We start from the raw sequence: 24,102 nt of genomic DNA, 5'->3' as shown, positions 1-24,102 counted from the left end.
AAAAAATTGATTTATTTTTATATTAATTTTAAATATTTGTAAAATGAACGTATTCAGAATTAAATGGTTACCATTGTAATTTTTCAATGCGAGCTCAGTTTTACAAGGAGATAAAATTAACTCTAAATATTAGAATTTCAATATCTTGTTAGTTGATTTGTGTTGAATGTTTAAAAATTTATTAAATTCGTCGAATATTCTTTAAAAACTTGTATTGAAGTGATAATCAGGTTAAAAATTGTATTTTTTATCTTATTTGCGATTTCATGGAATGGAGCAGCAGGTCAGGATATTCAGTTCTCCCAATTTTATGGAGCTCCACTGTATGTTAACCCTGCTTTTGCCGGAAGTACTCATAAAACAAGGCTTGTCCTCCATCAAAGAATTCAATGGCCTAAACTGGATGGAAAATATATAACCTCATTATTTTCTGCAGATACCTATTTCTCCAAATACAGAAGTGGTCTGGGATTTCAGGTTTATAAAGACTGGCAAGGAAGCAACACCATCAATTCTACTGATGTTTCTTTGTCTTATTCATATGAGATTTTCTTAACCTCTAAGATTGTAGTCAGACCGGGATTGCAATTGGGTTATATTTCCAGGACGCTTGACTATTCCGATCTTGCTTTTAGTTATCAATATGATAATAATGGAAATATAGCTCCAGGTTTTGATAATGGAAAGGTTAAAAAACAATTCATGGATCTTTCTACAGGAGCGGTTATATACACTGAAAATCTTTGGGTAGGCTTTGCTGCAAACCACCTCAATACCCCCAACCAATCTTTTATAAATGGAGAGGCACCTCTTCCCGCAAAGTATTCATTTACTGCAGGCTATCAAATAAACTTCAGCAGAAGGCTAGATCAATCAACATTGCAGGAGGAAAAGCAGATAAGTCTGATTCCTACTGCACATTATAAGTTTCAGGGAAAATCAGATCAGACTGACCTTGGTGTATATGGTGTTTATGATCAGTTGATAGCAGGCTTCTGGTATAGAGGTATTCCGGGTTTGAAGCGTTATAAAAAGGGAGTTCAAAACAACGAGTCAATTGTAGGATTGGTTGGATGGAAGTATAATAATCTAGCTATAACCTACAGTTATGATTTTATCGTTTCGAGATTGGCGCCTGCCAGAAGTGGAGGAGCTCATGAGATCAATCTGACTTATATTTTTAACAAGAGGAAAAAAATCAAACCTATGAGGAGAATGCCTTGTCCTCATTTCTATAAAAGTTTTTAATTAATAAACATAAAATTTAAACTGACCAGAAGGTTTGTGCTTCTTTTTTACTTTACTGGTATTGGCATTTAGGTCAGCTAGTTGTTCGTTTTGTTTCTGGCGATTTTTCTCCGCCGTTCTTTGATTGGACTTCCTGTTCTTTTTGTTTTTCTCAATTACTTCTTGAGCTGTTCTCTGATGATAACCTTTGAGTTGTTCTTTTTCAGCATCATTCATATTATACATCTTTCCTGTAAGGCACGAACTTAATGTAATGCAAATGAATACAGGTAAGAACTTCTTAGGGAATATGTGATTTAGAGCTGTCACTATGTAATAGTTTTAGGTAATTTAATTTATCGCTAATTATTTTTTACCAAAATTTCAACGTTCAAACATTCAAAGTCTTGTCCGGAAATTTATTTTTCGGAAAATGAATTCTCCAAAAATAATCTATTTTTTGAAATTGGCATCTATTTTTATTTCAATACAATAAAAACGTCACTTTTTCAGATGCCAGCCGTAAAACGTCATATTTTGAATTACAGTAAAGGTTAAAAAGTAACCAGAATATCCAGTAAAATATTGAAATTCTATTAATTCGTCGCTAAAAGTTAACTTTATATATAATATGTTTTTTTTCTTGAGAGGAGTCCTTATTCTGATTATAATGACGTTTGCACTGAGTGCATATTCACAGAATAATTCAAAAGCTGCCAGAAAATATACTGACAAAGCCTTGGAATATTTCAAAGCAGAGGATTATGAAACAGCCTTGACTTATTTCCTAAAATCCGATAGTCTGGATGGAAATGACCAGGATGTTTCCTACTTAATTAGTCTTTCTTTTTTCAGATCTGATCAAAAGTTAAAAGCTTTACCTTTTTTATTAAAGGCTAAAGCTGGAGGTATTAAAGAACCTGAATTGGATCTTTATCTTGGTGAAGCTTATCACTTGTCACATAAATTTGATAAAGCAATTGAAAATCTTAATGCATATAGATCAACACTCCGCTCTTCTGAAAAGGAAAGAATTAAAGAAGTTGAAGACTTGATACAAAATTGCAAAAATGGTATTGAACTGGTAAAAGCTCCAGTGGAGGTTAAGATTAAAAATCTCGGCAATACTATCAATAGCCAATTTCCTGACTATGTGCCAGCTTTGTCCGCAGATGAGTCCTTGTTAATTTTTACTTCAAGAAGAGATAACAGCACGGGTGGAGTTAAAATCGATAACCAATATTTTGAAGATATATATATATCCACTAAAAAAGATAATAAATGGTCTACTCCTGAAAAGCTGGGCAATGAAATTAATACCCCGTCCCATGATGCATGCGTAGGAATTTCACCGGATGGACAGCAAATTTTTATTTATAAAGTCGAAGAAGGTAAATATTATGGGGATTTATATGTAAGTAATTTAACGGGTAAAACCTGGTCTAAACCGAAGAGTCTTGGACCTAATATCAATACACCTTCATGGGAGCCATGTGCTACAATTACTGCAGATCAAAAGGTACTTTTTTTTATCAGTAATAAAAAGGGTGGAATTGGCGGAACGGATATATATATGAGCAAGCGTCAGACAAACGGAGAGTTTGGGCCTGCTACAATTTTAAGTACAGAAATTAATACTTCCAAAGATGAGTTTTCTCCTTTTATTCACCCTGATGGAAAGACTCTTTATTTCAGCTCCAAAGGTCATAACAGCATGGGAGGGTATGATATTTTCTCTTGTACTATCAATACAGAAACCGGGCAAGTCGTCTCAAAGCCTGTAAACCTTGGATATCCTATAAATACAGCTGATGATGAGGTTTACTTTGCATGGTCTGCTGATAATAGGAGAGCATACTTTGCTTCAGAAAGGACTGGAGGAGTAGGTGAAAAAGATTTATATGTGCTTGAAAGACCTAAGGCAGAGGCTTCACTTGTAATGTTAAAAGGTACTATTATTGGTTGTGATAGTAAAAAGCCTGTTGCTGCAAATATTATTGTGACTGATATTTCTACAGGAAAGGAAATTGGAAAATATTCTTCCAACAGCAGTACAGGTAAATACATCGTCATTTTACCTGCGGGTAAAAACTATGGTATTACAGTAGAAGCGCCAGGATATGTTTTTTATTCTAAGAATATAGATATTCCTTTCCTCGATCATTACAAAGAAATTGATGACGAAATCTGTATGGAAGGACTGAAGAAAGGTACTGTGTTCGTACTTCGTAACGTGTTTTTTGATGTAGATAAAGCAACATTGAGAAAGGAGTCTGAGACAGAGCTAGAGAGGGTTCACGAGATTCTGACTTCTAATCCTTCTATTAAGATGCTTATCTCTGGTCATACAGACAGTGATGGTAATGACGACTATAATCTAAAGTTATCAGATAACAGAGCTCATGCTGTAAAAGACTATTTGATTAACAAAGGTATATCATCAGAAAGACTTTCGTACAAAGGTTATGGTGAATCAAAACCGGTTGCACCTAACGATTCTCCTGATAATAAACAGTTGAATAGAAGAACAGAAATTGAAATTGTTGAATAGAATGATTCAACAATGAAAAATGACAAGAGGTAATTTTATTTCGGTATAAAATTACCTCTTACTTTTACAAGCACTTCCTCTGCTATTTTCTCCCATACAATGCTTGGAACTTTAATGTTATGATCTTTCAACTTTACCATGAAGTCTGAAGAGAGAAGAATTGTGCCGTCTTCATTAATATTGAGAATGCCCTTGATTTCCCTGTATAGTTTAACCCCGTGAATATTTAAAAAACCAGTGACTAATACATCAGTTTTACCCGGAGTTGTATTATTGATGGGAGTATTTAATTTGCCTTTAAACCATGCATCCGGATAGGTTTCAGTTTCCATGTAGTTCTCATTAAAATGATCTTGCATTAATGAATTCTTAAAATGAAAACTATTAACAGGTATCTTAAAAACAAGTGAATCAGTAGCTAGATTGATTAATCCTTTTCCAGCATTACTTGCTGCATCAATATTTTCAAGAGGTGTTTCTGAGAAAAATGAAACGTTTAAACTCTTTTCCTTGCTTTTGTATATCTGAGAAAATCCTTTTACTGAAAAAGCAATTATAAATGATGAAATAAGAACTATTTGGTGAAACCTCATTTGAGTATAATTAAAATCTTACTTGGTCCATTCTGTTTTGTGTTTCCTGTTTAAAGAGAAGACTCTTGAAACATTGAAGCCGAGCCTTATCTGTCCTTTCTTCCAGGAAGCTTCTGTATAAGGAATATATTGAACTTCATTAATACCCATAGAATTTGTTACAAACAACTGGAACACGTGTCCACCAGTTTCAATATCTATGCCAATACCAGCGCTGTTATGGTATGTATCCGGTGTAGCATAATTATTTAATCTGAAGATATATTCCCCTGTTATGGCAATTCTTTTACTTATCTTGAATCTTCCAGATCCAGCGATGGCGAATATATCATTGCGGTTACCTTCTTTTTTAAGGTTATAGTGAATTAAGGTAGGAGTAATTTGTAGTGTTAATCTTTCATTAAACTTTCTGGCGATCAGAGCTTGAAATAGATAAGAGAATCTGTTTGGGAAATTGTTAAACTGGTTGACTCCATTGACAGTGCTTTCGCCATTTTTTATTGTTGTGATATTGAGACTGGTCAAAATTGTAACCGTAATAGGAGTGCCACCATCAAGTCTTTGACTTAATAATTTATATTTAAGAAATCCATCTGCAAGTTTTCCAAAAGAGCTTCTTCCAATGCCGATTGTAAAATGATCAGTAATACTATAATCCAATCCGAGTCGTATATTGGCAGGACCGTCAAGCCCCCAGAAGTTAGAGCTTCCCGAACTGAAATTTCCGAATCTGTGAGAGATGCGAAAATCCAGAGAACCTTTACGAAGAGTCTCCACAGTTTGAAGATTGATTAGCCTTGTTCCTTTAAACGAATAATGTACCAATGGCTTTTCAGTCTTTGGTGAATCGTCATCAAGCATTTTGCTGAGATCATCCTGCGCAAAGGAAAGGCAAGGTAAGGTCAGACAGATAAAAATTAAATTAAAGACTTTCATATCATTACATTTCAGTAGGGCTACTATTACTGAATTTGCAATTTCAGTCTTTTTTATGATTTATTCTCTATAATTTTTAAATATACATTAATAGAAAAGGCACAGAATTTTTTCTGTGCCTTGAATTTTTTATTAGCTCTTTAAATTAGTTATAAGAGATATAGTACAGGTTCTTAAAATTCTTTATTATCTCAGGAAATTTTTCTCCATAATTGAATTCCACCCATTTCTCAAGTTGCAGTGTTTCCTGTGGACTTAAAAGATTGATAGACTTATTTAGTTCCTTTTCAAATAGGCTTTTGTCAAAACTGACTTTTTCTAATATATGAATACTGTATTCTAACATGGTTATTAATTTTTTATAACTGATTTAAAGCTGAAAACGGAAATGGAAATTTTAGGTTTGGTATAACTTGTTAATTTTTAATTAATACCACAAAAAAAGATAGTCTTACAGGACTATCTTTTGTTTATCAATCCACGAACGAGGTCTATTACCTTCTCTTCACTTTCCTTTTCTCACCGCTTCAACCCCGTTATATAATTAACCTATTAAAATTTCATATTGTTTGAAAGGGACTGAAAGAATTTGGAAATGGTGTGTAATGCCTTTTATTTTAATATTTTATGAGCTCTTGATTTAAAAGCAGGACTTGAAAAAGGCAATTGGTCTTGCAAAATTATTTTTAATTCTTTCAACAAGTCTTCCTCTTTAGCCGATAAGTTATAAGCGACTGTCATTGCAAAAGCTTTAATAGCTACAGGAACTTTTGGAGTGATTAAGTAATCAAAACATATATCCAACAATTCACCTTGAACAGAAGGGGGTATTTCCATAAATTGAAAAATGCGCAAGGTATTTCGTTTAACGGCATCATGCGCATTTTTCTTTAAATTTTTGACCATCTTTTTTAAGTATGGCTTTATCAAATAAGGATGTTCTTCAGCAATTGTGCTTACTGCCCATGAAGCCCTTTGAACTAATCTTGTTTCTTCGGTAAGGAAAATATTCATTAGTGCCTCGAAACGTTCCTGATCATTGCTTATATATTTGCAAATTTTATTGATCTGAGCTTTGGAATATTCTTTTAATAATTCTTTCCTGATATCCATAATAGAAAAAACAAAGCTTATTACTTTGTTTCTGCAATTTATACGAATGAAATCAGAGTATTATTAAGTCTTCCAGACTATTTTATGACATAGTTTAATAGATAATCAATTTCTTTTTTTCTGTCAATGAAATCCCTTACATCAAAGCAGGATCCACTCTCAAAAAGTTTTATATTGTTGTTTTTCATGTAGTCAAGCGCATGTTCAATGATAGATTCGCGCACATTGATTTCTTTAAGGTTTGTAATGATCCTGGATATGTAATTACACGTGAATTCCCATAGATCATCATTCACCACATTGTATTCAAGGAAATATTCTTTATCATCTATAAAAGTATAGAATTTCCTCTCTATGCTATCGTGCAGGATATTCATAAGCTTAGGGGTTTTATTTTATAACAGTTGCAGATTTAAAATCGTGCGATATAAACCAATGATTAATCTTATAAATCAATACATAGAGGATGGAATTCTAAGGAACAAAAAAGGTCCCTTATCGGGACCTTGAAAAAGATGTCACTGTTTTAAAACTTTTTTGGGCCTTCCGCTGAGCCAGATAACCATTACTGCAACAATGATCAAGCCACCGGCAAGCATTGTTTGTGTCGTAAGTTTTTCATTTCCTACAAAAACACCTAAGATTACTGCTATAACAGGATTAACATAGGCATAAGTTGAAACCTGAGATGGATGTGCCTCTTTGAGTAAATAGGCATAAGCTGTAAAGCCTATCAATGATCCGAATATGATCAGATAAACAAATGCCCATAAAGATTTAGAGCTTACAGATTCAAGATTGATATTAGTAAACTCTCCGCTTAAATAGGAAATGATTAGCAGTATTACGCCCCCTGAAAGCATCTGCAATCCTGTTGCTACTAAAGGAGAAGATGGGAATTTAGCCCTGGTGCCATAAATAGATCCGAATGCCCACGCAAGGGTAGAAATCAGAATGGCGAAAATACTTAATGAATCAGCCTTAACAAGATCTTTACCTGCTCCTGTACCAGTCAGAAATACCATACCAGCCAGCCCTATAAGGATTCCAATCCATGTCAGGAGGTTTGGTTTATTATCTGTTTTAAACATCCATAATAAAAGGACAATCCAGACAGGTTCTATGGTGATCAGTAAAGCAGCTACAGAAGAAGGTATTCTTTGCTCTGCCCATACCAAACCTCCATTGCCCAGAACCAGTAGAAGAAACCCGGCAATGGTAGATGTTTTGATTTCTTTAATTTCAGGAACGGGAGCTCCCTTTAATCTTCCTGTGAGATATAATATTAATCCTGCGGCAAGAAAGCGGGTTCCAGCCATGAAAAAAGGAGGAAAACTTTCAATTGCATAACGAATTCCCAAATATGTTGATCCCCATATAACATATACAGCGGCAAAAGCTCCTATCAGAAGCCAGTCAGTTGCTTTTCTCTCTTCTTTTAACATATTGTTATTTATTTAGAAGGCTTAATAACTACCAAATTTTCAGTTCAATTAGTTCCCGTTCAGTTTTGTGTATATACAAAAAAAAATCCCGGACGATTGTCCGGGATTTTCTATATCTGTATGGAATAAAACCTTTTCTTTTAGCCAATACATATCCCGGACCGGTCTCTGCAAGGGACCGCAATAATTGCCGTAATATGTGACTTAAGTATTAGCACTTTTTATTTTTTTATATAATAGCAAACATATGAAGAATTCATAGATAAGACAACAGAGATGTTTAAATTTTTGCGCACTATTCTTATTTGCCAGATGTCAATATATTTTTTTAAAAGATTTTTAATTAGCAGAAGAAAATTATTGTTCAGATAATTAAGTGGTTAAAACTTTTGTATGGATGAATTTGATCAGAAATTTTAGGGAAAATGAAAAAAAACAAATTTCCTTAAAATATTTTCTGAACTTATCCGTCAACACCATTAAATGGAATCTTTACCAATATACATGACCCAGACTCAGAAGGATAAAATAGAGCAGACTGTCCGCAAGGAGAGGAATAAGCTGTTTAATTTTATCAGGAAGAGGGTTAAAGCAAAAGAAGATGCTGAGGATATTCTGCAGGATGTCTTTTTTCAGCTTACTCAAGCTTCAGGAAGTATAGATACCATTGATCAGATCACCTCCTGGTTATTCAGGGTGGCGAGAAACAAAATTACTGACCTCTACAGAAAGAAGAAACCGGAAACATTTACAGATTACAATGATACTGTGAAAGATAACGAAGGTTTGTTTCTTGAAGACATCTTACCCGATCTGGGAAATACTCCCGACGACGAATATTTCAAAAACCTGTTATGGGAAGCCGTGCAAGAGGCTTTAGACGAGCTGCCTGCAGAGCAGAAAGAAGTCTTTATGATGCACGAGTTTGAAGACCAGAGTTTTAAAGATATGTCAGAGATCACTGGAGAGCCGGTAAATACATTGATCAGTAGAAAAAGATATGCAGTGCTTCATTTAAGAAAGCGTTTGCAGGAGTTTTATAAAGAAATCAAAAAGTAAGGAGTTATGGGTTTTTGTTTTAAAAAAGCGATCAAGTTTGTCATTCTAGGGTTCCTGGCAGTAGTGCTGTTCGGATTCATTACAATGCAACTTTGGAACTGGCTGGTTCCGGATTTGTTCCACGGCCCTTCCATTAATATATATCAGGCTTTAGGTTTATTTGTACTTTCTAAAATTCTCTTTTCCGGATTTGGAAGAAGAGGCTGCGGAGGCCCTCAGCACAATCTATTCTGGAGAAAAAGGTTTGAGCGAAAGATGGCTAAATTAAGCCCTGAAGAGAGGGAAAAATACATGAAAAAATTCTCTCATTGCTGGGGTGGAAATCCTTTTGAAAATCAGTGTCAAGGAGAAAGTGAAAAGGGTGAAAATGTATGAGAATAAGCAACTTTTTGATCGAATACAACCTGACCAGAACGGTTGATGGACATGATGAATTTTCAGATGATAGGACAAAAGAAAAGCGGATGGTTGTTTCTGTTACCAATAATCTCAGCGAAATATTCACTGATCTTTTAGACACTCATAGAAACGAAAGTATTACAGGAATAGAAATAGTGTCAGTTGTCAATCTTATCGACAACCCCGGAATAAAAGGAATGAGCAATTATATTAACATTCCGGGTAATTAATGATTATTAATCAATGACCATTGGGAGGTGCTGATTGATTATTTTATGATTGAACTTTGTATCGGCAGATGGGATAATGGTCATTGATATTTTAAATAAAATTTTAGTAAGGTTAATGCTCTGTTTTCAATAGCCTCCCTTTTATCAAGTGAGGCTATTTGAAAGTCAGAATGAGGTAAAACCAGGATAAATTTTTAAAATCGATAAAGATTTTATGGGGTATTCTAAGACTTATGAGATAATCTGGGCAAACATAGACGCAAACAGACATCTAAGACATTCTGCCTACAATGATTATGCAGCCCAGGTGAGGGTAAGTTTTTTTAAAGACTTTGGTTTTTCTGTTGAAAAGCTCGCTCGCCTGATGATAGGCCCAATCCTCTTTAGTGAGTATACTAAGTTTCTAAGAGAAGTTGGAATGAATGACTCAATCACTGTTGACATAAGAGTAGCATCTATGCGCAGAGATGCTTCCCGATGGAAGATTGTTCACCAAATATTCAGGTCTGATGGGGTATTGTCTGCTGTTATTACTGTGGAAGGTGCTTGGATGGATTTGAATTCGAGAAAGCTTACCATACCTCCGCCCGAAATTCTTGGCATGATTGAGAGTATGCCCAAAACGGAGGATTTTGAATTCGGACCAGAAAAAAGCTGATAGGTGTCTATTGAAATGTTAAAAATGGTTCAGAATCAATAGGAATAATAAAGAAATCAATTTCTTTATTACTAATGAAGGGATCTGTGAAAATAAAGGGTTAAATTTAGATTTGCCTCTATTTAATCAGGGCTATAATTCTAAATTTTCAAACCCTTAGATAAAAATCATGGAACCAATAAATTCACTGAGCCACGTAGCAGAATTTCATAAGACTTTTAAACATCCTATAGAACCTGAACCTCTGATTCCTAGTGAGAAAAGATGCAAGTTGAGAGTTTCGTTGCTTGCTGAAGAGCTGAAAGAACTGGAAGAGGCCATTGAAAATAAAGATATAGTTGCAGTGGCAGATGCCTTGTGCGATTTACAATATGTGTTATCCGGAGCTGTGCTGGAATTTGGTCTGGGAAAGATATTCCCAGAGTTGTTTAATGAGGTACAACGTTCAAATATGAGCAAAGTGTGTCACACTGTTGAAGAAGCAGAAAAAACCATTGCTCATTATAAAAACTTAGATAATACTGACGCCTATTATATTGAGAGTGCGGGGAAATATCTTGTATACCGCAAAACAGATAATAAGACATTAAAATCGGTATTTTATTCCCCGGCAGATCTTGAAAAAATTGTCAAAGGCAAGTAATTACCTTTGCTTGCAAGCAGTGATCTGTAGTTGCGGAATACTTTAAATATAGTTCATAGTTGATTACTAGAGGGTTTTCAACTATGATTTCTTCTCTTACTTGAATTATTAAAGCTTATTGAGATTTCTGAAAAGGAAAAAACTTCTTTATAAAGCTTTAAAAATATTTTGGTTCATAAAGTTCTGAACTAAACGAATTTTGAATGTTGATTTATGAAAATCTATTTGAAAAATACAGGTATTGCAATACTGCTTTTGCTTGTACTGTTTTCTTGTAATGGTGTATTTGAGTATAGTCCATATGTTACTCAGGTTAAAGGTGGCCTTAAGCATATTATCACAAGGAATTCGGATTGGCTTCATAAGATTCTCTCTAATGCAGAAGGTGATATAAAATTTGCAATGATCTCAGATACGCACTATGATTATATTGAGCTTAAAAAATTCATAGATCATGTAAACAGCAGAAAAGACATAACTTTTGTAGTAGTAGGTGGGGATATTGCTGATAAGGGCTTACTAAAAGAATATGAGATTTTTGAAGATGTAATGAAGGGGCTCAATAAACCTTATCTAACTGTGATAGGCAATCATGATTATCTGGCAGGAGGAGGAGAGGTATACAGGCAAATGTTTGGGGCTTATAACTATTCCATTGAAGCAGCTGGTAAAAAGATTATCTTCTTTGATGACGTATTTTGGGAGAGTAATAAAAGACCTGACTTTTCATGGCTAGAGAATGAACTTAAATCTACAGGCTCTAAAAAGCCCATAATTATTACACATATCCCACCTTGGGGAGATCAATTCTCCAAAGAGGATGAATTGATCTATGCAAACTTAATGAAGAAATATAAGGTACAGCTTTCTGTTCACGGACATGTGCATACATCTTATCATGGTCATTATTATAATGATGAGACAAGCTATGTGATAGTACCAAGTATGTTGAAGGGAACTTTTTACGAGTTCACTCTTACTGATAATTTAAATATTAAAGAATCGAAATTGCAATGAGTGAATTTTTAAAGAAGGCATTTTCACTGGTTTTTGTATATGCTATCAGCAGATCCGCCTTTGGCGCTGATTCTACAATGGTAAGAAAGTATAGATTACTACCACGCGTATATACTTTGCAGTATGCAGGCAATCTTGGATTTCTTTCAGGGGGATTGGGATATAGCCTTGTTAAAGATAAAGTTCGGGTGGGACTTTTTTATGGATATGTGCCAAAGGTATTTTCTACCAAAGCGATACACACTGTAGCATTGAAAGGTACATTGAACCTTTTTAAATCAAGGGCTGGTCAGGATAAGTTGTATATAGGAACAACCTTAAATATGGAGACAGGAAATAATTCATTCCTTAAGCTTCCTGATAAATATCCTAAAGGATATTATAAGACCAATGCCTTTCATCTTACGGTTTTTACCGGAGTGAAATCATTTTTTGCAGTACAAGAAAGAAAGCTTAAGGGAATTGAACCATATATAGAATGTGGAACAGTTGATTCCTACCTGTACTATTGCATATCTGAAAGACTAAGTTTCTTCGATATTCTTAGCTTATCGGTTGGGCTTAACTTAAAATTCAAGTAGCGTTCTGAGTATCATTACAAGTTTAACTCAGCTGCTTTTTTCCTGAGCATTGCTACAATGTTGCTCATCTCTTCAGGGGTGAGTCTTTTACGATTAGCGCTGTCAATATGTACTTCACTTTTTTCCAGTTCCTGGTACCAATCTCCGGGATTGGGCAAGTCTCCGACTTTTCTGGGGACCACGTGCATATGCACATGAGGAACCGATTGTCCTGCCGCTTCTTTTTCCTGTACCGCCCAATCAAAGGCATCTGTATTAAGCGCTTTGGTAAGTAAAATGGCTACTTTTCTGCCTAATACCATAAATTCTGCTACTTCATCATCCGTGAAATCAAACAGACTTTCAACATGTTTTTTAGGAATTATAAGTGAATGTCCGGGAAGGACAGGCGCTATATTGTATATTGCTACGAAGTTTTCAGAGCTTAGAAAACCTTCCTGAACTCTTTTATCACAAAAGGGGCAACCCATAAATTAATTTGATTTAGATCGCAATTTAATATTAAACCATAATTAATCATTAACCATTGAAAAAAACTGTTAATCACAATAAGCATTCACTGGATTGTTAATAATAATATATTGATTATCAAGGGTGTTTTTTTAATGATTAATCCCTTTTAAATTAACTTGTTTTAAATCTGATTCTTAGTTCATGATTAATAATTTTAGCAGAAATTGAATCTAATTGCTCTTAGTTTTTCGTTAATAAGGTAGCATGAAATTTATCACCATCAAGTCTTTTGATAATCCTGTAGAAGCCAATATTGTTAAGGCGAAATTGGAAGATTCCGGTATACCTTGTTTTTTAAAAGATGAGAATATCGTGGCGATCAATCCTTTATATGCCAATGCTACTGGGGGAATCAAATTACAGATAAATGAAAAATTTAAATTTCTTGCACTTGAAATTCTGGGTCTTACAGAACAATCTTACGAACAAAGTCTCGTATGTCCCGCATGTGGCTCAGATCGAGTTCATTTCGTAAGTTCCAGTAAAAGTCTGAAAAACCTTTTCTCATTCATTCTTTCTTTGGCAACTACCACTTATCCTATATTCCTCAAAAAGGTATATAAATGTGATTCTTGTGGTAAGGAATTTCCAATTGAGGATTAAATCATTGATTGATTCACATGGGATATTTAAGTGTATTCGACATGCTTAAAATTGGCATTGGTCCTTCAAGTTCCCATACATTCGGGCCGTGGACTGCTGCCAGGAAATGGATCAATGAATTGGTTTTATCAACTACTCCTTTTAATGAAATTAAAGTAGAATTATACGGATCTCTGGCACTCACAGGCAAAGGACACTGTACGGATAAAGCTATATTATTCGGGTTGATGAGTCTTGATCCTGAAGAGGTAGATGAAAATTTGTTGGATTTTTATTTTGATAGTGCCCGTGAAAATAAAATGATCGTTCTTGGTCCGGTCAGAATTAAGTTTGACCTGAATAGTGATATTAAATTTCTCAAGAATACAGTGCTTCCTTATCATTCCAATGGAATGAAGTTCAAAGCATATTTAAATGAAGCACTTGTCTCAGAAGATATATTCTATTCGATAGGTGGAGGTTTCATAGTGAAAGAAGGAGAGGCAGAGTCAACTTTAACAGAAAATAAAACGCTTCCATATCCTTGTCCTAATCCTAAAGATCTTGTTACAACAGCTCTAAAACATGGCTTGTCTATATCTGAACTTGTACTTGAAAATGAAAAGATACTCAGGCCTGAAGTTGAAATAAAAGCCAGACTGATAAAGTTATGGTCTGTTATGAAAAATGCAGCTTATGCAGGATGTCACCAGGATGGTGTGTTGCCGGGAGGGTTGGAAGTGAAAAGGCGTGCAGCTGCATTGAATAAACAATTGCTCAGAGTTCATGACTACAACAATGCGGATGAATGGATGGAAGCAATGAAAGTAGGACGTGATTTTAAAAAAGTAATTACACGGATCAGTTGTCTGGCTCTTGCTATCAATGAAGTCAATGCATCTATGGGCCGAATTGTGACTGCGCCCACTAATGGTTCTGCTGGTGTTATACCAGCTGTTTTGTTTTACTATATCTGTTTTTCTGGTCAGCAAGTGAAGGATGATGACATTTGCAGATTTCTTCTGACAGCGGGGGAAATAGGGAAATATTTTAAACTAGGAGCTACCATCAGTGCTGCAGCTGGCGGTTGCCAGGCAGAAATCGGAGTTTCATCCTCAATGGCTGCAGCTGCATTAACCGAGTGTCTGGGAGGGGCTCCTGCACAGGTTCTGATGGCGGCTGAAATAGCAGCAGAGCATCATCTCGGCTTGACTTGTGATCCTGTTGGAGGTCTTGTTCAGATCCCTTGTATTGAAAGGAATTCTATGGGAGCGATTAAAGCCATAACAGCCAGTATGATGTCACTTGCTGGAAATCCTGATTATGCTAAAGTTAGTTTGGAAAATGTAATCAGCACGATGAAGCAGACAGCTGAAAATATGAGTGAAAAGTTTAAAGAGACTTCACTCGGGGGGCTGGCGGTTAATGTTTCGGTTAATATTCCTGAATGTTAATTTCCGGTAGAGACGCCATGCATGGCGTCTCAAAGCCTGTGATAGAGGAGGATATCATATATTTATCAGCGCACGATAAACATGATTGCCCATAATCAGGTAAAATAATTTCTTTACTAATATAGAAGGTGCCTGATTTTCACCCTGCCTGAGACGCCATGCATGGCGTCTCTACGAAAAAACGCTTTCACCTTTCATCATAAATCGTTAAATTCGTTATTGGCTTAATTTTAAATCGAAGCCAAAAGTGATCAAATGATTGATTTTACAGAAGTTAAGTTACATAATATCGTTGTCCATAATATCGGAAACAGTCTTCAGGAAGAAGGAATGAAATTGTCGAAAGGTCCTCTGGTTTTCAGAGAATCAATAGTGAAAGAACTCCTGATGAAGTATTTTTTATCTCCTTTTAAAGGCGAACTCTTCTACAACTTTTTCCATGATACAGAACTTGCCCTTAACGAAATTTATAACTACGTCTCTAAAATTTTTGATGATCCTGATTGCTTCTACCTTCAGACTATCAATATATCCAAACATCTTTATGATAAATCGAATCATCACAACATAAAGGGTGGCGAATTTTATCTTGTTTACTTTGCAGACTGCGTGATTAACGGAGATTCAATGGATGCAATAGGTTTGTTTAAATCTGAAAATAAAGATACCTATCTGCGCATATTTCAGGAAACTGATAATTTTGAAATAGAGCATGAGCAAGGGGTAAACATCAACAAGCTTGATAAGGGCTGTCTAATCTTTAATACTAATAGGGAACAAGGATATAAAATATGCGTGGTAGATAATACCAATAAAGGCCAAGAAGCACAGTACTGGAAAAATGATTTTCTGAAAATCAAACAACATGAAGATAATTACTTTCATACACAGAATCTTATGAAGCTTACCAAAGAGTTTTGTAATGAAGTTTTGGATAAAGAGTATGAAGTAAGCAAAGCAGATCAGATTGAGCTGATGAACAGATCTGTACAGTATTTTGCCAAAAAGGAAGTATTTAACCTTAATGAGTTTCAGGAAGAGGTGATGGGAAATGAAGAGTCTATGGTATCTGCTTTTAATACGTACAAAGAACAGTTTCAGGAAAAGAATCAGGTAAATACCTATGATGAATTTAACATCTCCAATGGGGCTTTTAAAAGCAATAAGAAGATCTTTAAAAGCATCTTAAAGCTGGATAAGAACTTTCATGTCTACATTCACGGCAATAAGGAATTCATAGAAAGGGGATATGACGAGGGACGTCAAATGCACTACTATCAGCTGTTTTTCAAGAATGAGACTTCCTAGAAGTTAGTTTTACAACTAATGCTTATTTTTTCTGTTTGATCTCAAATGTTTCAAACAAAGCTGAGAAGCCTTTATCCGTAGGACTACAGGCATATAGACCTACATTAATTTTGGGAGCTTCCTTATGCAAATGAGCAATTCGTATCTGCTGAAAGTCCTTTTGACCATATTTTGCATAAATCTCAAAGTCTTGTCCTTTTCTGATAATTTTGTATTCCACTCTTCTTATATCAGTAGGAATTTCTTGCGTTGACCAGTCAGAGTAGCCGAGATTTGTCACTACTGCTCCAAGATGTGAAAACTCGCTGGTCTCATATTCTGTTGAGGTTTTTAGCCAGTTATCTTCATCGAGACGTACACACAGGCCAGCCTGATCAAATCTGTGTTTAGGAGAAAAAGATACAGTTGTTGTCATCTCGAAATCGCCTTCAACTTCTTTATATAAAAAATGAGCATTATCGTTTCTGAATCCGTAATGTGTTCTTTGCCAGAAATCTGATCCGGAATCAGGCTCAATTAATAATCCTTCTGAAGTTACCTCCCACGATTTTGGCTCGTGAAACCATTTAAAATTCTTGATACTATCTGAATTGATCATGTTTAAAGTCGTAATGTTTTTAGTTTTCACAGGAGCCTGATTCTTTTGTTTATTGCACGATATTAAAACCATTAAACACCAAACGAGGCAGAAGCTATTGATTTTGGAATAGTAATTGATCATAGCCCCAAAGATATTTTTTTTTATTAAATAATGAATAAAACCATTTTTATAGAAAGCTTGTCCTTCCTTTTTTGTCCTGAATTTCAAATTGATTAATATTGAATAAATAAATCTTTTTTAGAATGAGAATATTTTTATCTATCACATTAATGTTTGCTATTGCATTTTCAGGTTGTACGGTTGAAGATATTGATGTTAATTATGGAGAGAAGGTCTCGGGTACTTATGCATTAGGGAGTTATGAAAACCAGCTAGGGGTGTATGATTTAAATGTAAACGATAATGTGATCATCACGAGAATCAATGACAATCGTGTTATAATATATGTGGACTTTTATAACTCCACTGACGATATAATTGCAGATGACGTAATGCTGGCACAGAACGGGGCGAGTTATAACTTAAGTCAGACTTATCGTTATTCAGCACTTAGCGGTAAGATAAATCCTAAATATTTAACTTTCGGATTAGATTATAATAATGGTAATTTTGATTTAATCACAGCAGTAAAATAGAACATAAAAGTCTTACTAATGCAGAATAACAATATTTTCAATTTTATCCGAATACCGGATTGGATCTCTTTAGGAAATGGGATTTGTGGAGGAATTTCAATTTTATTAAGTATAAAAAATTATAATGCATTATTTCCTGCCGGGTTAATATTGGCCGGAGGCATATTGGATTTCTTTGATGGAAGGATAGCAAGAAAGCATGGCCTGGCTTCTGATTTTGGTAAAAACTTGGATTCATTATGTGACATTGTTACTTTTATTGTAGCCCCTGTTGTTTTTGCTTTAATTTATATTGACGGGCTTGCAATTTGGGAAATGGCTATTCTTATTTTTTATATTGCTGCAGGACTTCTGAGATTAGCCAGATTTAATGTAACAGGTACCTTAAGTGGAGGAAAGTATTTTGAGGGAATGCCTGTGCCGTTCAGCATTGTACTTATTTTTTTGTATTTTCCGATACTCATGTTTTCACTGCCTATGACATTGTGGATTGTTCTGTTTCTTTTACATGGATGTCTTATGATATCAACAGTCAGGATAAGGAAATTATAGACAGGCAGTAAAGTAAAATACAAAAGGCTTGCAATGTTTGATTGCAAGCCTTTTGTATTTTTTGATTCAAAATAATGATTAAGGTTTAGTCACCACTTTCCCTGTCTTAAAAAAGTTTATCCATTTTTGTCTCTTGTCTTTGGGAAAAGTAGCTTCTTTAACAGCAATAAAATTCGCATACAATGATTGATTGCCCAGCACGACGTACCACAACTGTGATTCCGGATTATGATCGTTAATAAATTCAGGCGTTTCAATAATAAAAATAATCCATGGATATTGCGCTGTAGAATCACTTTGTTCTAATAGAGTAAGTTTAGCTTTAGGTGCCTCGGTCTTGGCCTGATCGTAAAAGATGCTCATGGCTTTTTCTACTGACAATACTCTTGCACTTTTTATCGAACTCATATAACCTAGCTCTGTCCACTTATCCATAGATTCATTAGCGTGTATGAGTTCAGTTATTTTTACCTGATCGTCTTCTTGACTATTCCCTGTGATCCAGCGTTCATCTTCAGGCCAGTTTAATAAAAAAGATTCCTTAGGTCTGGGAGTTGTATTGCAATACTTATCTAGGTAAATACCCGCCTTTAGATCTCCCTGTTTATCAGCCTTGATAAAATCTTCACAAGCTCCTTTTTTATTGCCGGTCTGGGCACGCAACTGTCCGCGAAGGATTAAGGCATTAGGGAATTTTGGATCAAGCTCAATCACTTTATCAAGCGGACTCAGTGCTTCTTTGTATCTTTCCAGAGTAACAAACACAGTTGCTCTGCCATAATGAGGATCAGGGTAATTCGGATCAACTTCAATAGCCTTGTTGAAGTCTTCCATGGCAGCTTCTAGGTTCTTTAATGCCAGTTCACAAGCACCACGATTGAAATAGGCAGTTTTAGAATTTTTGTCTGCCTTGATAGCTAATGTATAATCCTTGACAGCTCCGGAGTAATCCTCCTTGTTGTGTTTTTCGCGTCCGCTTTGAAGATATTGTTCTGCTGTTTGAGCGAAAAGGGTAAAATAAAAGAAAGTAAATAATATTGATAATGCTTTTTTCATTAGTAATCTGTACTGGCGATTTAAATCTAACCGATATAATTATTTTTTCACTGATTTAGTTTATTCAAAATTTGGAAATTCGAGTTCAAAACTCCAAGTTTTGGTCCAGACCTGCAAATTTCGACCTTCGAAGCTCTAAATTTCGAGTTTTGGGCTGCAATTTTAGAGTTCAGAGCTCAAATTTTCGAGCTACTAACTCAAATTTTCGGGTTCAGAGCTGTAAAATTCGAGGTCAGAGCTGTAAAATTGGAGCTTCGAGTTCTAAATTTCGAGTTCAAAGTTGCAATTTTCGAGCTCAAAGCTCCAATTTCAAAATTCACTAAGAATTCAAATTTTAACTTAATCAAATTCAACCTTGTTCTTCATATAAGAACTTCCGGGATTATGAAAATATTATTGACAGGAGCTAATGGGTATATCGGAAAACGTCTCTTACCTGTATTGCTGGAACAGGGACACGAGGTGATCTGCTGTGTCCGTGATCGAAGAAGGCTTGATACATTTGATAAATACAAGGACAAAGTGTCCGTATTTGAAGTGGATTTTTTAAAACCTGTAGATAATGATAATGCTCCTCTGGATTTTGATGTAGCCTTTTACTTGATTCATTCTCTTGCGGGATCTATAGGGAAGTTTGAGGACAAAGAACGTTCCTCTGCTCAGAATTTTGTCAACTATATGGACGCCAGCAAAGCACGACAGATTGTTTTTCTCACAGGTATTGTAAATGAAGAAGTACTTTCTCTTCATTTGAAATCAAGGAAGATGGTAGAAGGAGTACTTGGAAAATCCAATGTACCATTGACTGTCTTGCGGGCAGGCATAATAGTGGGCTCTGGAAGTGCTTCCTTTGAAATTATAAGAGACCTGGTGGAGAAGCTTCCGATAATGGTCACTCCCAAATGGGTAAATAATAAAATCCAGCCAATTGGGGTGGGAGACGTTATTAAGTTTCTTACTGGTGTGATGCTGAATGAAGATTGTCTCAATAAAGCATTTGATATCAGCGGACCTGAGGTGCTGACTTATAAACAATTGCTGCAGCAATATGCTGAGGTAAGAAATCTTAAAAGGTATATGATTGATGTTCCGTTTCTGACTCCACGACTGTCATCCTACTGGCTTTATTTCATTACCTCAACATCCTATAATCTTGCTGTTAATCTAGTGGAAAGTATGAAGGTTGGTATAGTGGCAAAGGACAAGGAGCTTGAAAAGATATTGAACATTCAGCCCATTACCTACAAAGAATCAGTGAAGACAGCCTTTAGAAAGATTGAAGAAAATATGGTTGTCTCAAGCTGGAAAGATTCTTTTATCAGCAGTGCTGCTCAATATTCCATGATGGATTTGATTCAGGTCCCTATATTCGGATGTTCTAAAGACAAACAAGAGGAGGAATTGAAAACTGACATTGAAGATGCCAAAGATAAACTCTGGTCCATAGGTGGAAGGAACGGATGGTATGCTTCTGATCGTTTATGGAAAATCAGAGGCCTAATGGATAAACTCGTTGGAGGTGTTGGTTTAAGAAGAGGAAGAAGAGATCCTAATCATCTGAATAATGGCGATGCCCTTGATTTTTGGAGAGTTATTCTTTCCGATAGAAAAGCAGGCCGATTGCTTTTGTTTGCAGAAATGAAAGTGCCCGGAGAAGCTTGGCTTGAATGGAGGTTTATCCATCATGATGAAAAGGATTTTCTCCAACAGACAGCGACCTTCAGACCGAAAGGTCTTCCGGGAAGGTTGTATTGGTATTTAATGCTGCCTTTCCATCATTTTATTTTCAATAAGATGGCTAGGTCCATTGCAGCAGGCTATACTGAAAAGTGAATTTAAAAAGAGGGAATTAGTTCTCTTTAATTTTCAGTACTTTTATTGTTTTTATTGTTGAAAACTTTATAATTTATCATTGTTAGGGAATATTTTTTCAAACCGGATAAACCTGTTATATTCCGATTTCGTTTTTACAAATAACTACTAAACAGATATTGTCATGGCAAGTAAACCCTGGTTAAACCAATACCCGAAAGAAGTGAATCCGGAAATAAATCCTGATACTTATTCTTCGGTACTACATTTTTTTGAAGATTGTGTTAAAAAATACGGGGATCTTGTTGGTTTTGTGAACATGGGTAAGACCATGACTTTTAAGCAACTCGATGAATATTCAACTCAGTTTGCATCTTACCTACAGAACCATTCTAAACTGCAGAAGGGAGATAGAATTGCGATTCAGATGCCTAATCTTCTGCAGAATCCTGTGGTAATCTTCGGAGCTATCAAAGCTGGCCTTACAATCGTGAATACCAATCCTCTTTATACTGAACGTGAAATGGAGCATCAATTCAAGGATTCAGGAGCCAAAGCGATTGTGATCGTTGCCAATTTTGCCGATAAACTGGAGGCTATCAGGAAAAATACGGATATTAAGAACATAATCATTACGGAAATAGGAGATATGCAGGGTGCTTTAAAAGGCGCTATCGTGAATTTCGTGATTAAGTATGTTAAAAAGATGGTTCCCGCCTATAATATTCCTGAAGCGGTTAAGTTCAATGATGCTTTGAAACTGGGTAAAAGTTCTTCATGGGTCAAACCAGAACTTAAAGGATCCGATGTCTGCTTTTTACAATATACAGGAGGAACAACAGGAGTTTCTAAAGGTGCTATGCTTACTCATAGAAACATTGTAGCAAATATGCTTCAAAGTTATGAATGGTTTAAGCCGGTATTGAAAGACGGAAAGGAGATAGTGATTACGCCGCTTCCACTATATCACATATTTGCTTTAACTGCCAACCTTTTGGTGATGATGAAGTATGGTGCTAAAAACATCCTGATCACCAATCCTAAAGACATGAAAGCCTTCATTAAGGAACTTAAAACGTATCCATTCACATTGATGACAGGAGTAAATACCTTGTTTAACGGACTTCTGAACCAGGAAGCATTTAAGACGGTAGACTTCTCAAATCTCAAGATGACAGTTGGTGGGGGAATGGCAGTTCAGAAGCCAGTTGCTCAAAAGTGGGAAGAAGTTACTAAGACAAAACTTGCTGAAGGTTATGGGCTCACTGAAACATCTCCTGTAGCTTGTGTAAATCCTGTTGATGGAAGAATGAGGCTCGGCTCGATCGGTTTACCTGTTCCAAGTACGGAGCTGAAGGTTATGAATGATGAGGGCCAGGAAGTCGGCGTAGATGAACCGGGAGAGCTTTGGATCAAAGGTCCTCAGGTAATGGCTGGTTACTGGCAAAGACCGGATGAGACAGCCAACGTAATGGTGGGTGAATGGTTTAAGTCGGGAGATATGGCTGCAATTGATAAAGATGGTTTCTTCCGAATAGTAGACAGAAAGAAAGAAATGGTACTGGTAAGCGGATTCAACGTATATCCGAATGAAGTAGAAGAAGTTTTATGTATGCATCCGAAAATATTGGAAGCAGGTGTGAAAGGTATTCCGGATGATAAAACCAATGAAGCAGTTAAAGCTTTTATCGTGAAGAAAGATCCATCACTTACAGAGGAAGAGGTGAAAGAACACTGCAGAAAATATCTGACATCCTATAAGGTTCCAAAGCATATAGTGTTCAGAAATGAATTACCCAAAAGCAATGTTGGTAAGATATTGAGAAGGCTTATGGAATAGAATAAATTTTGAAATAAAACTTAAAAGGACCGTTTGATTTATTTAGATAGTCCTTTTTTATTTGTATCTGCTTATTTATTAGGGGGATTAAAGAAAGAACCTCAACGGATGTGGCCCGATGTTTGCCTGCGTTTTTCTGATATTTTCAATTTAAAGTATTTTTATTAAAGCTTTTTTGTATAGTATGAAAAAACTGAAATTTTCCAGAGATAAGGGAACTGAGTTTTACAAGGAGTTAAATCAAAGTCTAGATAGATATTTTGAAGATAATAAGATCGATAAGACTGGAAATAAAACCATGATGGTGAAAATGATCTTTTATTTTAGCCTTGACATCATGTTTTATTGGCTGATGATTACAAGTGATAATCTGACTCAGTTTTATATTTATTATCTGTTAATGGGTCTTGCGGTACTATTAACTGCATTTAATATATCTCATGATGCGGCGCATGGAGTAGCTGTTAAAAGTAAGTTCTGGAATAAATTTCTTTTTCAGTTAAGTTTTAACCTTCAGGGAAATAATGCTTATGTCTGGGGAAAAAATCACAATGAATCTCATCACTTATATACTAATGTCGAAGGCAGTGATATTGATGTACTGAATAATCCTTTGGTAAGAACCTCGGAAAATCAACCTTTGAGACGGTTTCACAGATACCAGCATATATATACTCCTGTTCTGTATTTGTTCTATTCACTCAATTGGTTTCTATTCAGGGAATGTCTGATGATTTTTAACATATCCAGCAGAACTATTAGTATTGAGATCCCCAAATGGGAAATAGTAAAGTTGGTGTTGTATAAATTTTTGTATATCGGCTACATGATTATTATTCCAATTTATATTCTGCCTTTTGAATGGAACCATATTCTTATTGTTTTCTTATTGAATCACTTTATAATTTCCTTAATATTTGTTGGGGTTCTAGGAGTATCTCATCTATCTGATTATGTAGAACATCCACAACCTGATAGTAACGACAGGCTTCCGATCAGTTGGCCTACTTTGCAGATGTACACTTCTGTTGATTATAATTCTGACAGCAAATTTTTCAACTGGACATTAGGAGGTTTTAATGCTCATGCATTACATCACCTATTGCCCAATATTTGTCATATCCATTATTTGGATATACTACCTATATTTCGGGCTCTATGTAAGAAACATAACATCACTTATATGGAAATGTCATATGCAGAATCTCTAAGATCGCATTTCAGATTTATAAAAGGAATGGGAAGACACGTTAGTTTAAACAAAGTACGTTTTGAGAAATAAGCATAAACAAATACC

Annotated in this window: 27 protein-coding genes; 17 read left to right on the top strand and 10 right to left on the bottom strand. The window is 35.4% G+C overall.

Annotated elements, in window-relative coordinates; all coding sequences use genetic code 11:
• Positions 1-219 precede the first annotated feature (219 nt).
• Complete coding sequence (locus J7604_RS17910) at positions 220-1,248, top strand: type IX secretion system membrane protein PorP/SprF (RefSeq protein ID WP_293898550.1); 1,029 nt, start codon at positions 220-222, stop codon at positions 1,246-1,248.
• Here the strand turns inward: J7604_RS17910 and J7604_RS17905 are convergent, their stop codons facing one another.
• On the bottom strand, positions 1,249-1,557 hold the full coding sequence (locus J7604_RS17905; protein ID WP_293898547.1) for a hypothetical protein: 309 nt from the start codon (positions 1,555-1,557) through the stop codon (positions 1,249-1,251).
• Positions 1,558-1,897: 340 nt separating this feature from the next.
• On the opposite strand from J7604_RS17905, the gene J7604_RS17900 reads away from it, so the two are divergent.
• Positions 1,898-3,778 (top strand): OmpA family protein, encoded by a 1,881-nt coding sequence (locus J7604_RS17900; RefSeq protein ID WP_293898543.1) that lies wholly within the window; start codon positions 1,898-1,900, stop codon positions 3,776-3,778.
• 35 nt (positions 3,779-3,813) lie between these two features.
• Here the strand turns inward: J7604_RS17900 and J7604_RS17895 are convergent, their stop codons facing one another.
• From J7604_RS17895 to yedA, 6 genes are all read right to left on the bottom strand, one after another.
• A complete protein-coding gene (locus J7604_RS17895; RefSeq protein ID WP_293898540.1) occupies positions 3,814-4,371 on the bottom strand; it encodes a YceI family protein in 558 nt (185 codons plus the stop codon).
• Between the two features lie 18 nt (positions 4,372-4,389).
• Positions 4,390-5,307 carry a DUF5777 family beta-barrel protein gene (locus J7604_RS17890; protein ID WP_293898538.1) on the bottom strand — a complete coding sequence of 306 codons (918 nt, stop codon included), beginning with the start codon at positions 5,305-5,307 and terminating at the stop codon, positions 4,390-4,392.
• 145 nt (positions 5,308-5,452) lie between these two features.
• Positions 5,453-5,653 (bottom strand): hypothetical protein, encoded by a 201-nt coding sequence (locus J7604_RS17885; RefSeq protein WP_293898535.1) that lies wholly within the window; start codon positions 5,651-5,653, stop codon positions 5,453-5,455.
• A gap of 266 nt (positions 5,654-5,919) precedes the next feature.
• Entirely contained in the window at positions 5,920-6,321 is a 402-nt protein-coding gene (locus J7604_RS17880) for a hypothetical protein (RefSeq protein WP_293898532.1), read from the bottom strand.
• Between the two features lie 176 nt (positions 6,322-6,497).
• Positions 6,498-6,797: a hypothetical protein gene (locus J7604_RS17875; protein ID WP_293898529.1), complete on the bottom strand. Its 300-nt coding sequence runs from the start codon at positions 6,795-6,797 to the stop codon at positions 6,498-6,500.
• A 141-nt stretch (positions 6,798-6,938) separates the two neighbouring features.
• Positions 6,939-7,865: a drug/metabolite exporter YedA gene (gene yedA / locus J7604_RS17870; RefSeq protein ID WP_293898526.1), complete on the bottom strand. Its 927-nt coding sequence runs from the start codon at positions 7,863-7,865 to the stop codon at positions 6,939-6,941.
• A gap of 483 nt (positions 7,866-8,348) precedes the next feature.
• On the opposite strand from yedA, the gene J7604_RS17865 reads away from it, so the two are divergent.
• The 7 genes from J7604_RS17865 to J7604_RS17835 all read left to right on the top strand — a co-directional run bounded on the left by J7604_RS17865 (position 8,349) and on the right by J7604_RS17835 (position 12,452).
• Positions 8,349-8,924: an RNA polymerase sigma factor gene (locus tag J7604_RS17865; RefSeq protein ID WP_293898523.1), complete on the top strand. Its 576-nt coding sequence runs from the start codon at positions 8,349-8,351 to the stop codon at positions 8,922-8,924.
• A gap of 6 nt (positions 8,925-8,930) precedes the next feature.
• Positions 8,931-9,299, top strand: a complete 369-nt coding sequence (locus J7604_RS17860; RefSeq protein ID WP_293898520.1) for a hypothetical protein — start codon at positions 8,931-8,933, stop codon at positions 9,297-9,299.
• Positions 9,296-9,553: a hypothetical protein gene (locus tag J7604_RS17855; RefSeq protein ID WP_293898517.1), complete on the top strand. Its 258-nt coding sequence runs from the start codon at positions 9,296-9,298 to the stop codon at positions 9,551-9,553. Before J7604_RS17860 ends, J7604_RS17855 begins: the two co-directional genes overlap by 4 nt.
• A gap of 214 nt (positions 9,554-9,767) precedes the next feature.
• Positions 9,768-10,211 (top strand): thioesterase family protein, encoded by a 444-nt coding sequence (locus J7604_RS17850; RefSeq protein WP_293898514.1) that lies wholly within the window; start codon positions 9,768-9,770, stop codon positions 10,209-10,211.
• Between the two features lie 169 nt (positions 10,212-10,380).
• Positions 10,381-10,854 carry a nucleoside triphosphate pyrophosphohydrolase family protein gene (locus J7604_RS17845; protein WP_293898511.1) on the top strand — a complete coding sequence of 158 codons (474 nt, stop codon included), beginning with the start codon at positions 10,381-10,383 and terminating at the stop codon, positions 10,852-10,854.
• Positions 10,855-11,067: 213 nt separating this feature from the next.
• Entirely contained in the window at positions 11,068-11,871 is an 804-nt protein-coding gene (locus J7604_RS17840; protein ID WP_293898508.1) for a metallophosphoesterase, read from the top strand.
• Entirely contained in the window at positions 11,868-12,452 is a 585-nt protein-coding gene (locus tag J7604_RS17835) for a hypothetical protein (RefSeq protein ID WP_293898505.1), read from the top strand. Before J7604_RS17840 ends, J7604_RS17835 begins: the two co-directional genes overlap by 4 nt.
• Before the next feature lie 14 nt (positions 12,453-12,466).
• Here the strand turns inward: J7604_RS17835 and J7604_RS17830 are convergent, their stop codons facing one another.
• Positions 12,467-12,922, bottom strand: coding sequence for an HIT family protein (locus tag J7604_RS17830; protein ID WP_293898502.1), 456 nt, complete (start codon positions 12,920-12,922; stop codon positions 12,467-12,469).
• 247 nt (positions 12,923-13,169) lie between these two features.
• Between J7604_RS17830 and J7604_RS17825 the strand changes: the two genes are divergently transcribed.
• The 3 genes from J7604_RS17825 (at position 13,170) to J7604_RS17815 (ending at position 16,309) form a co-directional block, all read left to right on the top strand.
• Entirely contained in the window at positions 13,170-13,568 is a 399-nt protein-coding gene (locus J7604_RS17825; RefSeq protein WP_293898499.1) for a DUF2007 domain-containing protein, read from the top strand.
• A gap of 17 nt (positions 13,569-13,585) precedes the next feature.
• A complete protein-coding gene (locus J7604_RS17820) occupies positions 13,586-15,001 on the top strand; it encodes an L-serine ammonia-lyase (RefSeq protein WP_293898496.1) in 1,416 nt (471 codons plus the stop codon).
• Positions 15,002-15,256: 255 nt separating this feature from the next.
• Positions 15,257-16,309, top strand: a complete 1,053-nt coding sequence (locus J7604_RS17815) for a nucleoid-associated protein (protein WP_293898493.1) — start codon at positions 15,257-15,259, stop codon at positions 16,307-16,309.
• A gap of 22 nt (positions 16,310-16,331) precedes the next feature.
• Here J7604_RS17815 and J7604_RS17810 read toward each other — a convergent pair whose 3' ends face one another.
• The gene (locus J7604_RS17810; protein WP_293898490.1) at positions 16,332-16,937 is read right to left on the bottom strand and encodes a DUF1349 domain-containing protein; all 606 of its coding nucleotides are present in this window, start codon (positions 16,935-16,937) and stop codon (positions 16,332-16,334) included.
• Between the two features lie 215 nt (positions 16,938-17,152).
• Here J7604_RS17810 and J7604_RS17805 point away from each other — a divergent pair, with 215 nt between their 5' ends.
• Together J7604_RS17805 and J7604_RS17800 are read left to right on the top strand one after the other, a co-directional pair.
• The gene (locus J7604_RS17805) at positions 17,153-17,545 is read left to right on the top strand and encodes a hypothetical protein (protein WP_293898487.1); all 393 of its coding nucleotides are present in this window, start codon (positions 17,153-17,155) and stop codon (positions 17,543-17,545) included.
• Between the two features lie 18 nt (positions 17,546-17,563).
• Positions 17,564-18,097: a CDP-alcohol phosphatidyltransferase family protein gene (locus J7604_RS17800; RefSeq protein ID WP_293898484.1), complete on the top strand. Its 534-nt coding sequence runs from the start codon at positions 17,564-17,566 to the stop codon at positions 18,095-18,097.
• A 78-nt stretch (positions 18,098-18,175) separates the two neighbouring features.
• On the opposite strand, the gene J7604_RS17795 is transcribed toward J7604_RS17800, so the two are convergent.
• Positions 18,176-19,153: a tetratricopeptide repeat protein gene (locus J7604_RS17795; protein WP_293898481.1), complete on the bottom strand. Its 978-nt coding sequence runs from the start codon at positions 19,151-19,153 to the stop codon at positions 18,176-18,178.
• A 384-nt stretch (positions 19,154-19,537) separates the two neighbouring features.
• Between J7604_RS17795 and J7604_RS17790 the strand changes: the two genes are divergently transcribed.
• The 3 genes from J7604_RS17790 to J7604_RS17780 all read left to right on the top strand — a co-directional run bounded on the left by J7604_RS17790 (position 19,538) and on the right by J7604_RS17780 (position 24,087).
• A complete protein-coding gene (locus tag J7604_RS17790; RefSeq protein ID WP_293898478.1) occupies positions 19,538-20,986 on the top strand; it encodes an SDR family oxidoreductase in 1,449 nt (482 codons plus the stop codon).
• 163 nt (positions 20,987-21,149) lie between these two features.
• Positions 21,150-22,805 (top strand): AMP-binding protein, encoded by a 1,656-nt coding sequence (locus J7604_RS17785; protein WP_293898475.1) that lies wholly within the window; start codon positions 21,150-21,152, stop codon positions 22,803-22,805.
• Positions 22,806-22,989: 184 nt separating this feature from the next.
• Entirely contained in the window at positions 22,990-24,087 is a 1,098-nt protein-coding gene (locus J7604_RS17780) for an acyl-CoA desaturase (RefSeq protein ID WP_293898472.1), read from the top strand.
• The last annotated feature ends 15 nt before the right edge of the window (positions 24,088-24,102 follow it).

Source organism: Sporocytophaga sp., from assembly GCF_017745095.1.
Classification (GTDB): domain Bacteria; phylum Bacteroidota; class Bacteroidia; order Cytophagales; family Cytophagaceae; genus Sporocytophaga.
This window is presented reverse-complemented; position numbering and strand designations above follow the sequence as displayed.

Excerpts from the sequence above, each read along its gene's own strand:
- J7604_RS17900 (WP_293898543.1), top strand. The coding sequence starts at position 1,898 with ATGACGTTTGCACTGAGTGCATATTCACAGAATAATTCAAAAGCTGCC.
- J7604_RS17895 (WP_293898540.1), bottom strand. The coding sequence starts at position 4,371 with ATGAGGTTTCACCAAATAGTTCTTATTTCATCATTTATAATTGCTTTT.
- J7604_RS17890 (WP_293898538.1), bottom strand. The coding sequence starts at position 5,307 with ATGAAAGTCTTTAATTTAATTTTTATCTGTCTGACCTTACCTTGCCTT.
- J7604_RS17885 (WP_293898535.1), bottom strand. The coding sequence starts at position 5,653 with ATGTTAGAATACAGTATTCATATATTAGAAAAAGTCAGTTTTGACAAA.
- J7604_RS17880 (WP_293898532.1), bottom strand. The coding sequence starts at position 6,321 with ATGAATATTTTCCTTACCGAAGAAACAAGATTAGTTCAAAGGGCTTCA.
- J7604_RS17875 (WP_293898529.1), bottom strand. The coding sequence starts at position 6,797 with ATGAATATCCTGCACGATAGCATAGAGAGGAAATTCTATACTTTTATA.
- yedA (WP_293898526.1), bottom strand. The coding sequence starts at position 7,865 with ATGTTAAAAGAAGAGAGAAAAGCAACTGACTGGCTTCTGATAGGAGCT.
- J7604_RS17865 (WP_293898523.1), top strand. The coding sequence starts at position 8,349 with ATGGAATCTTTACCAATATACATGACCCAGACTCAGAAGGATAAAATA.
- J7604_RS17860 (WP_293898520.1), top strand. The coding sequence starts at position 8,931 with ATGGGTTTTTGTTTTAAAAAAGCGATCAAGTTTGTCATTCTAGGGTTC.
- J7604_RS17855 (WP_293898517.1), top strand. The coding sequence starts at position 9,296 with ATGAGAATAAGCAACTTTTTGATCGAATACAACCTGACCAGAACGGTT.
- J7604_RS17850 (WP_293898514.1), top strand. The coding sequence starts at position 9,768 with ATGGGGTATTCTAAGACTTATGAGATAATCTGGGCAAACATAGACGCA.
- J7604_RS17845 (WP_293898511.1), top strand. The coding sequence starts at position 10,381 with ATGGAACCAATAAATTCACTGAGCCACGTAGCAGAATTTCATAAGACT.
- J7604_RS17840 (WP_293898508.1), top strand. The coding sequence starts at position 11,068 with ATGAAAATCTATTTGAAAAATACAGGTATTGCAATACTGCTTTTGCTT.
- J7604_RS17835 (WP_293898505.1), top strand. The coding sequence starts at position 11,868 with ATGAGTGAATTTTTAAAGAAGGCATTTTCACTGGTTTTTGTATATGCT.
- J7604_RS17830 (WP_293898502.1), bottom strand. The coding sequence starts at position 12,922 with ATGGGTTGCCCCTTTTGTGATAAAAGAGTTCAGGAAGGTTTTCTAAGC.
- J7604_RS17825 (WP_293898499.1), top strand. The coding sequence starts at position 13,170 with ATGAAATTTATCACCATCAAGTCTTTTGATAATCCTGTAGAAGCCAAT.
- J7604_RS17820 (WP_293898496.1), top strand. The coding sequence starts at position 13,586 with ATGGGATATTTAAGTGTATTCGACATGCTTAAAATTGGCATTGGTCCT.
- J7604_RS17815 (WP_293898493.1), top strand. The coding sequence starts at position 15,257 with ATGATTGATTTTACAGAAGTTAAGTTACATAATATCGTTGTCCATAAT.
- J7604_RS17805 (WP_293898487.1), top strand. The coding sequence starts at position 17,153 with ATGAGAATATTTTTATCTATCACATTAATGTTTGCTATTGCATTTTCA.
- J7604_RS17800 (WP_293898484.1), top strand. The coding sequence starts at position 17,564 with ATGCAGAATAACAATATTTTCAATTTTATCCGAATACCGGATTGGATC.
- J7604_RS17795 (WP_293898481.1), bottom strand. The coding sequence starts at position 19,153 with ATGAAAAAAGCATTATCAATATTATTTACTTTCTTTTATTTTACCCTT.
- J7604_RS17790 (WP_293898478.1), top strand. The coding sequence starts at position 19,538 with ATGAAAATATTATTGACAGGAGCTAATGGGTATATCGGAAAACGTCTC.
- J7604_RS17785 (WP_293898475.1), top strand. The coding sequence starts at position 21,150 with ATGGCAAGTAAACCCTGGTTAAACCAATACCCGAAAGAAGTGAATCCG.
- J7604_RS17780 (WP_293898472.1), top strand. The coding sequence starts at position 22,990 with ATGAAAAAACTGAAATTTTCCAGAGATAAGGGAACTGAGTTTTACAAG.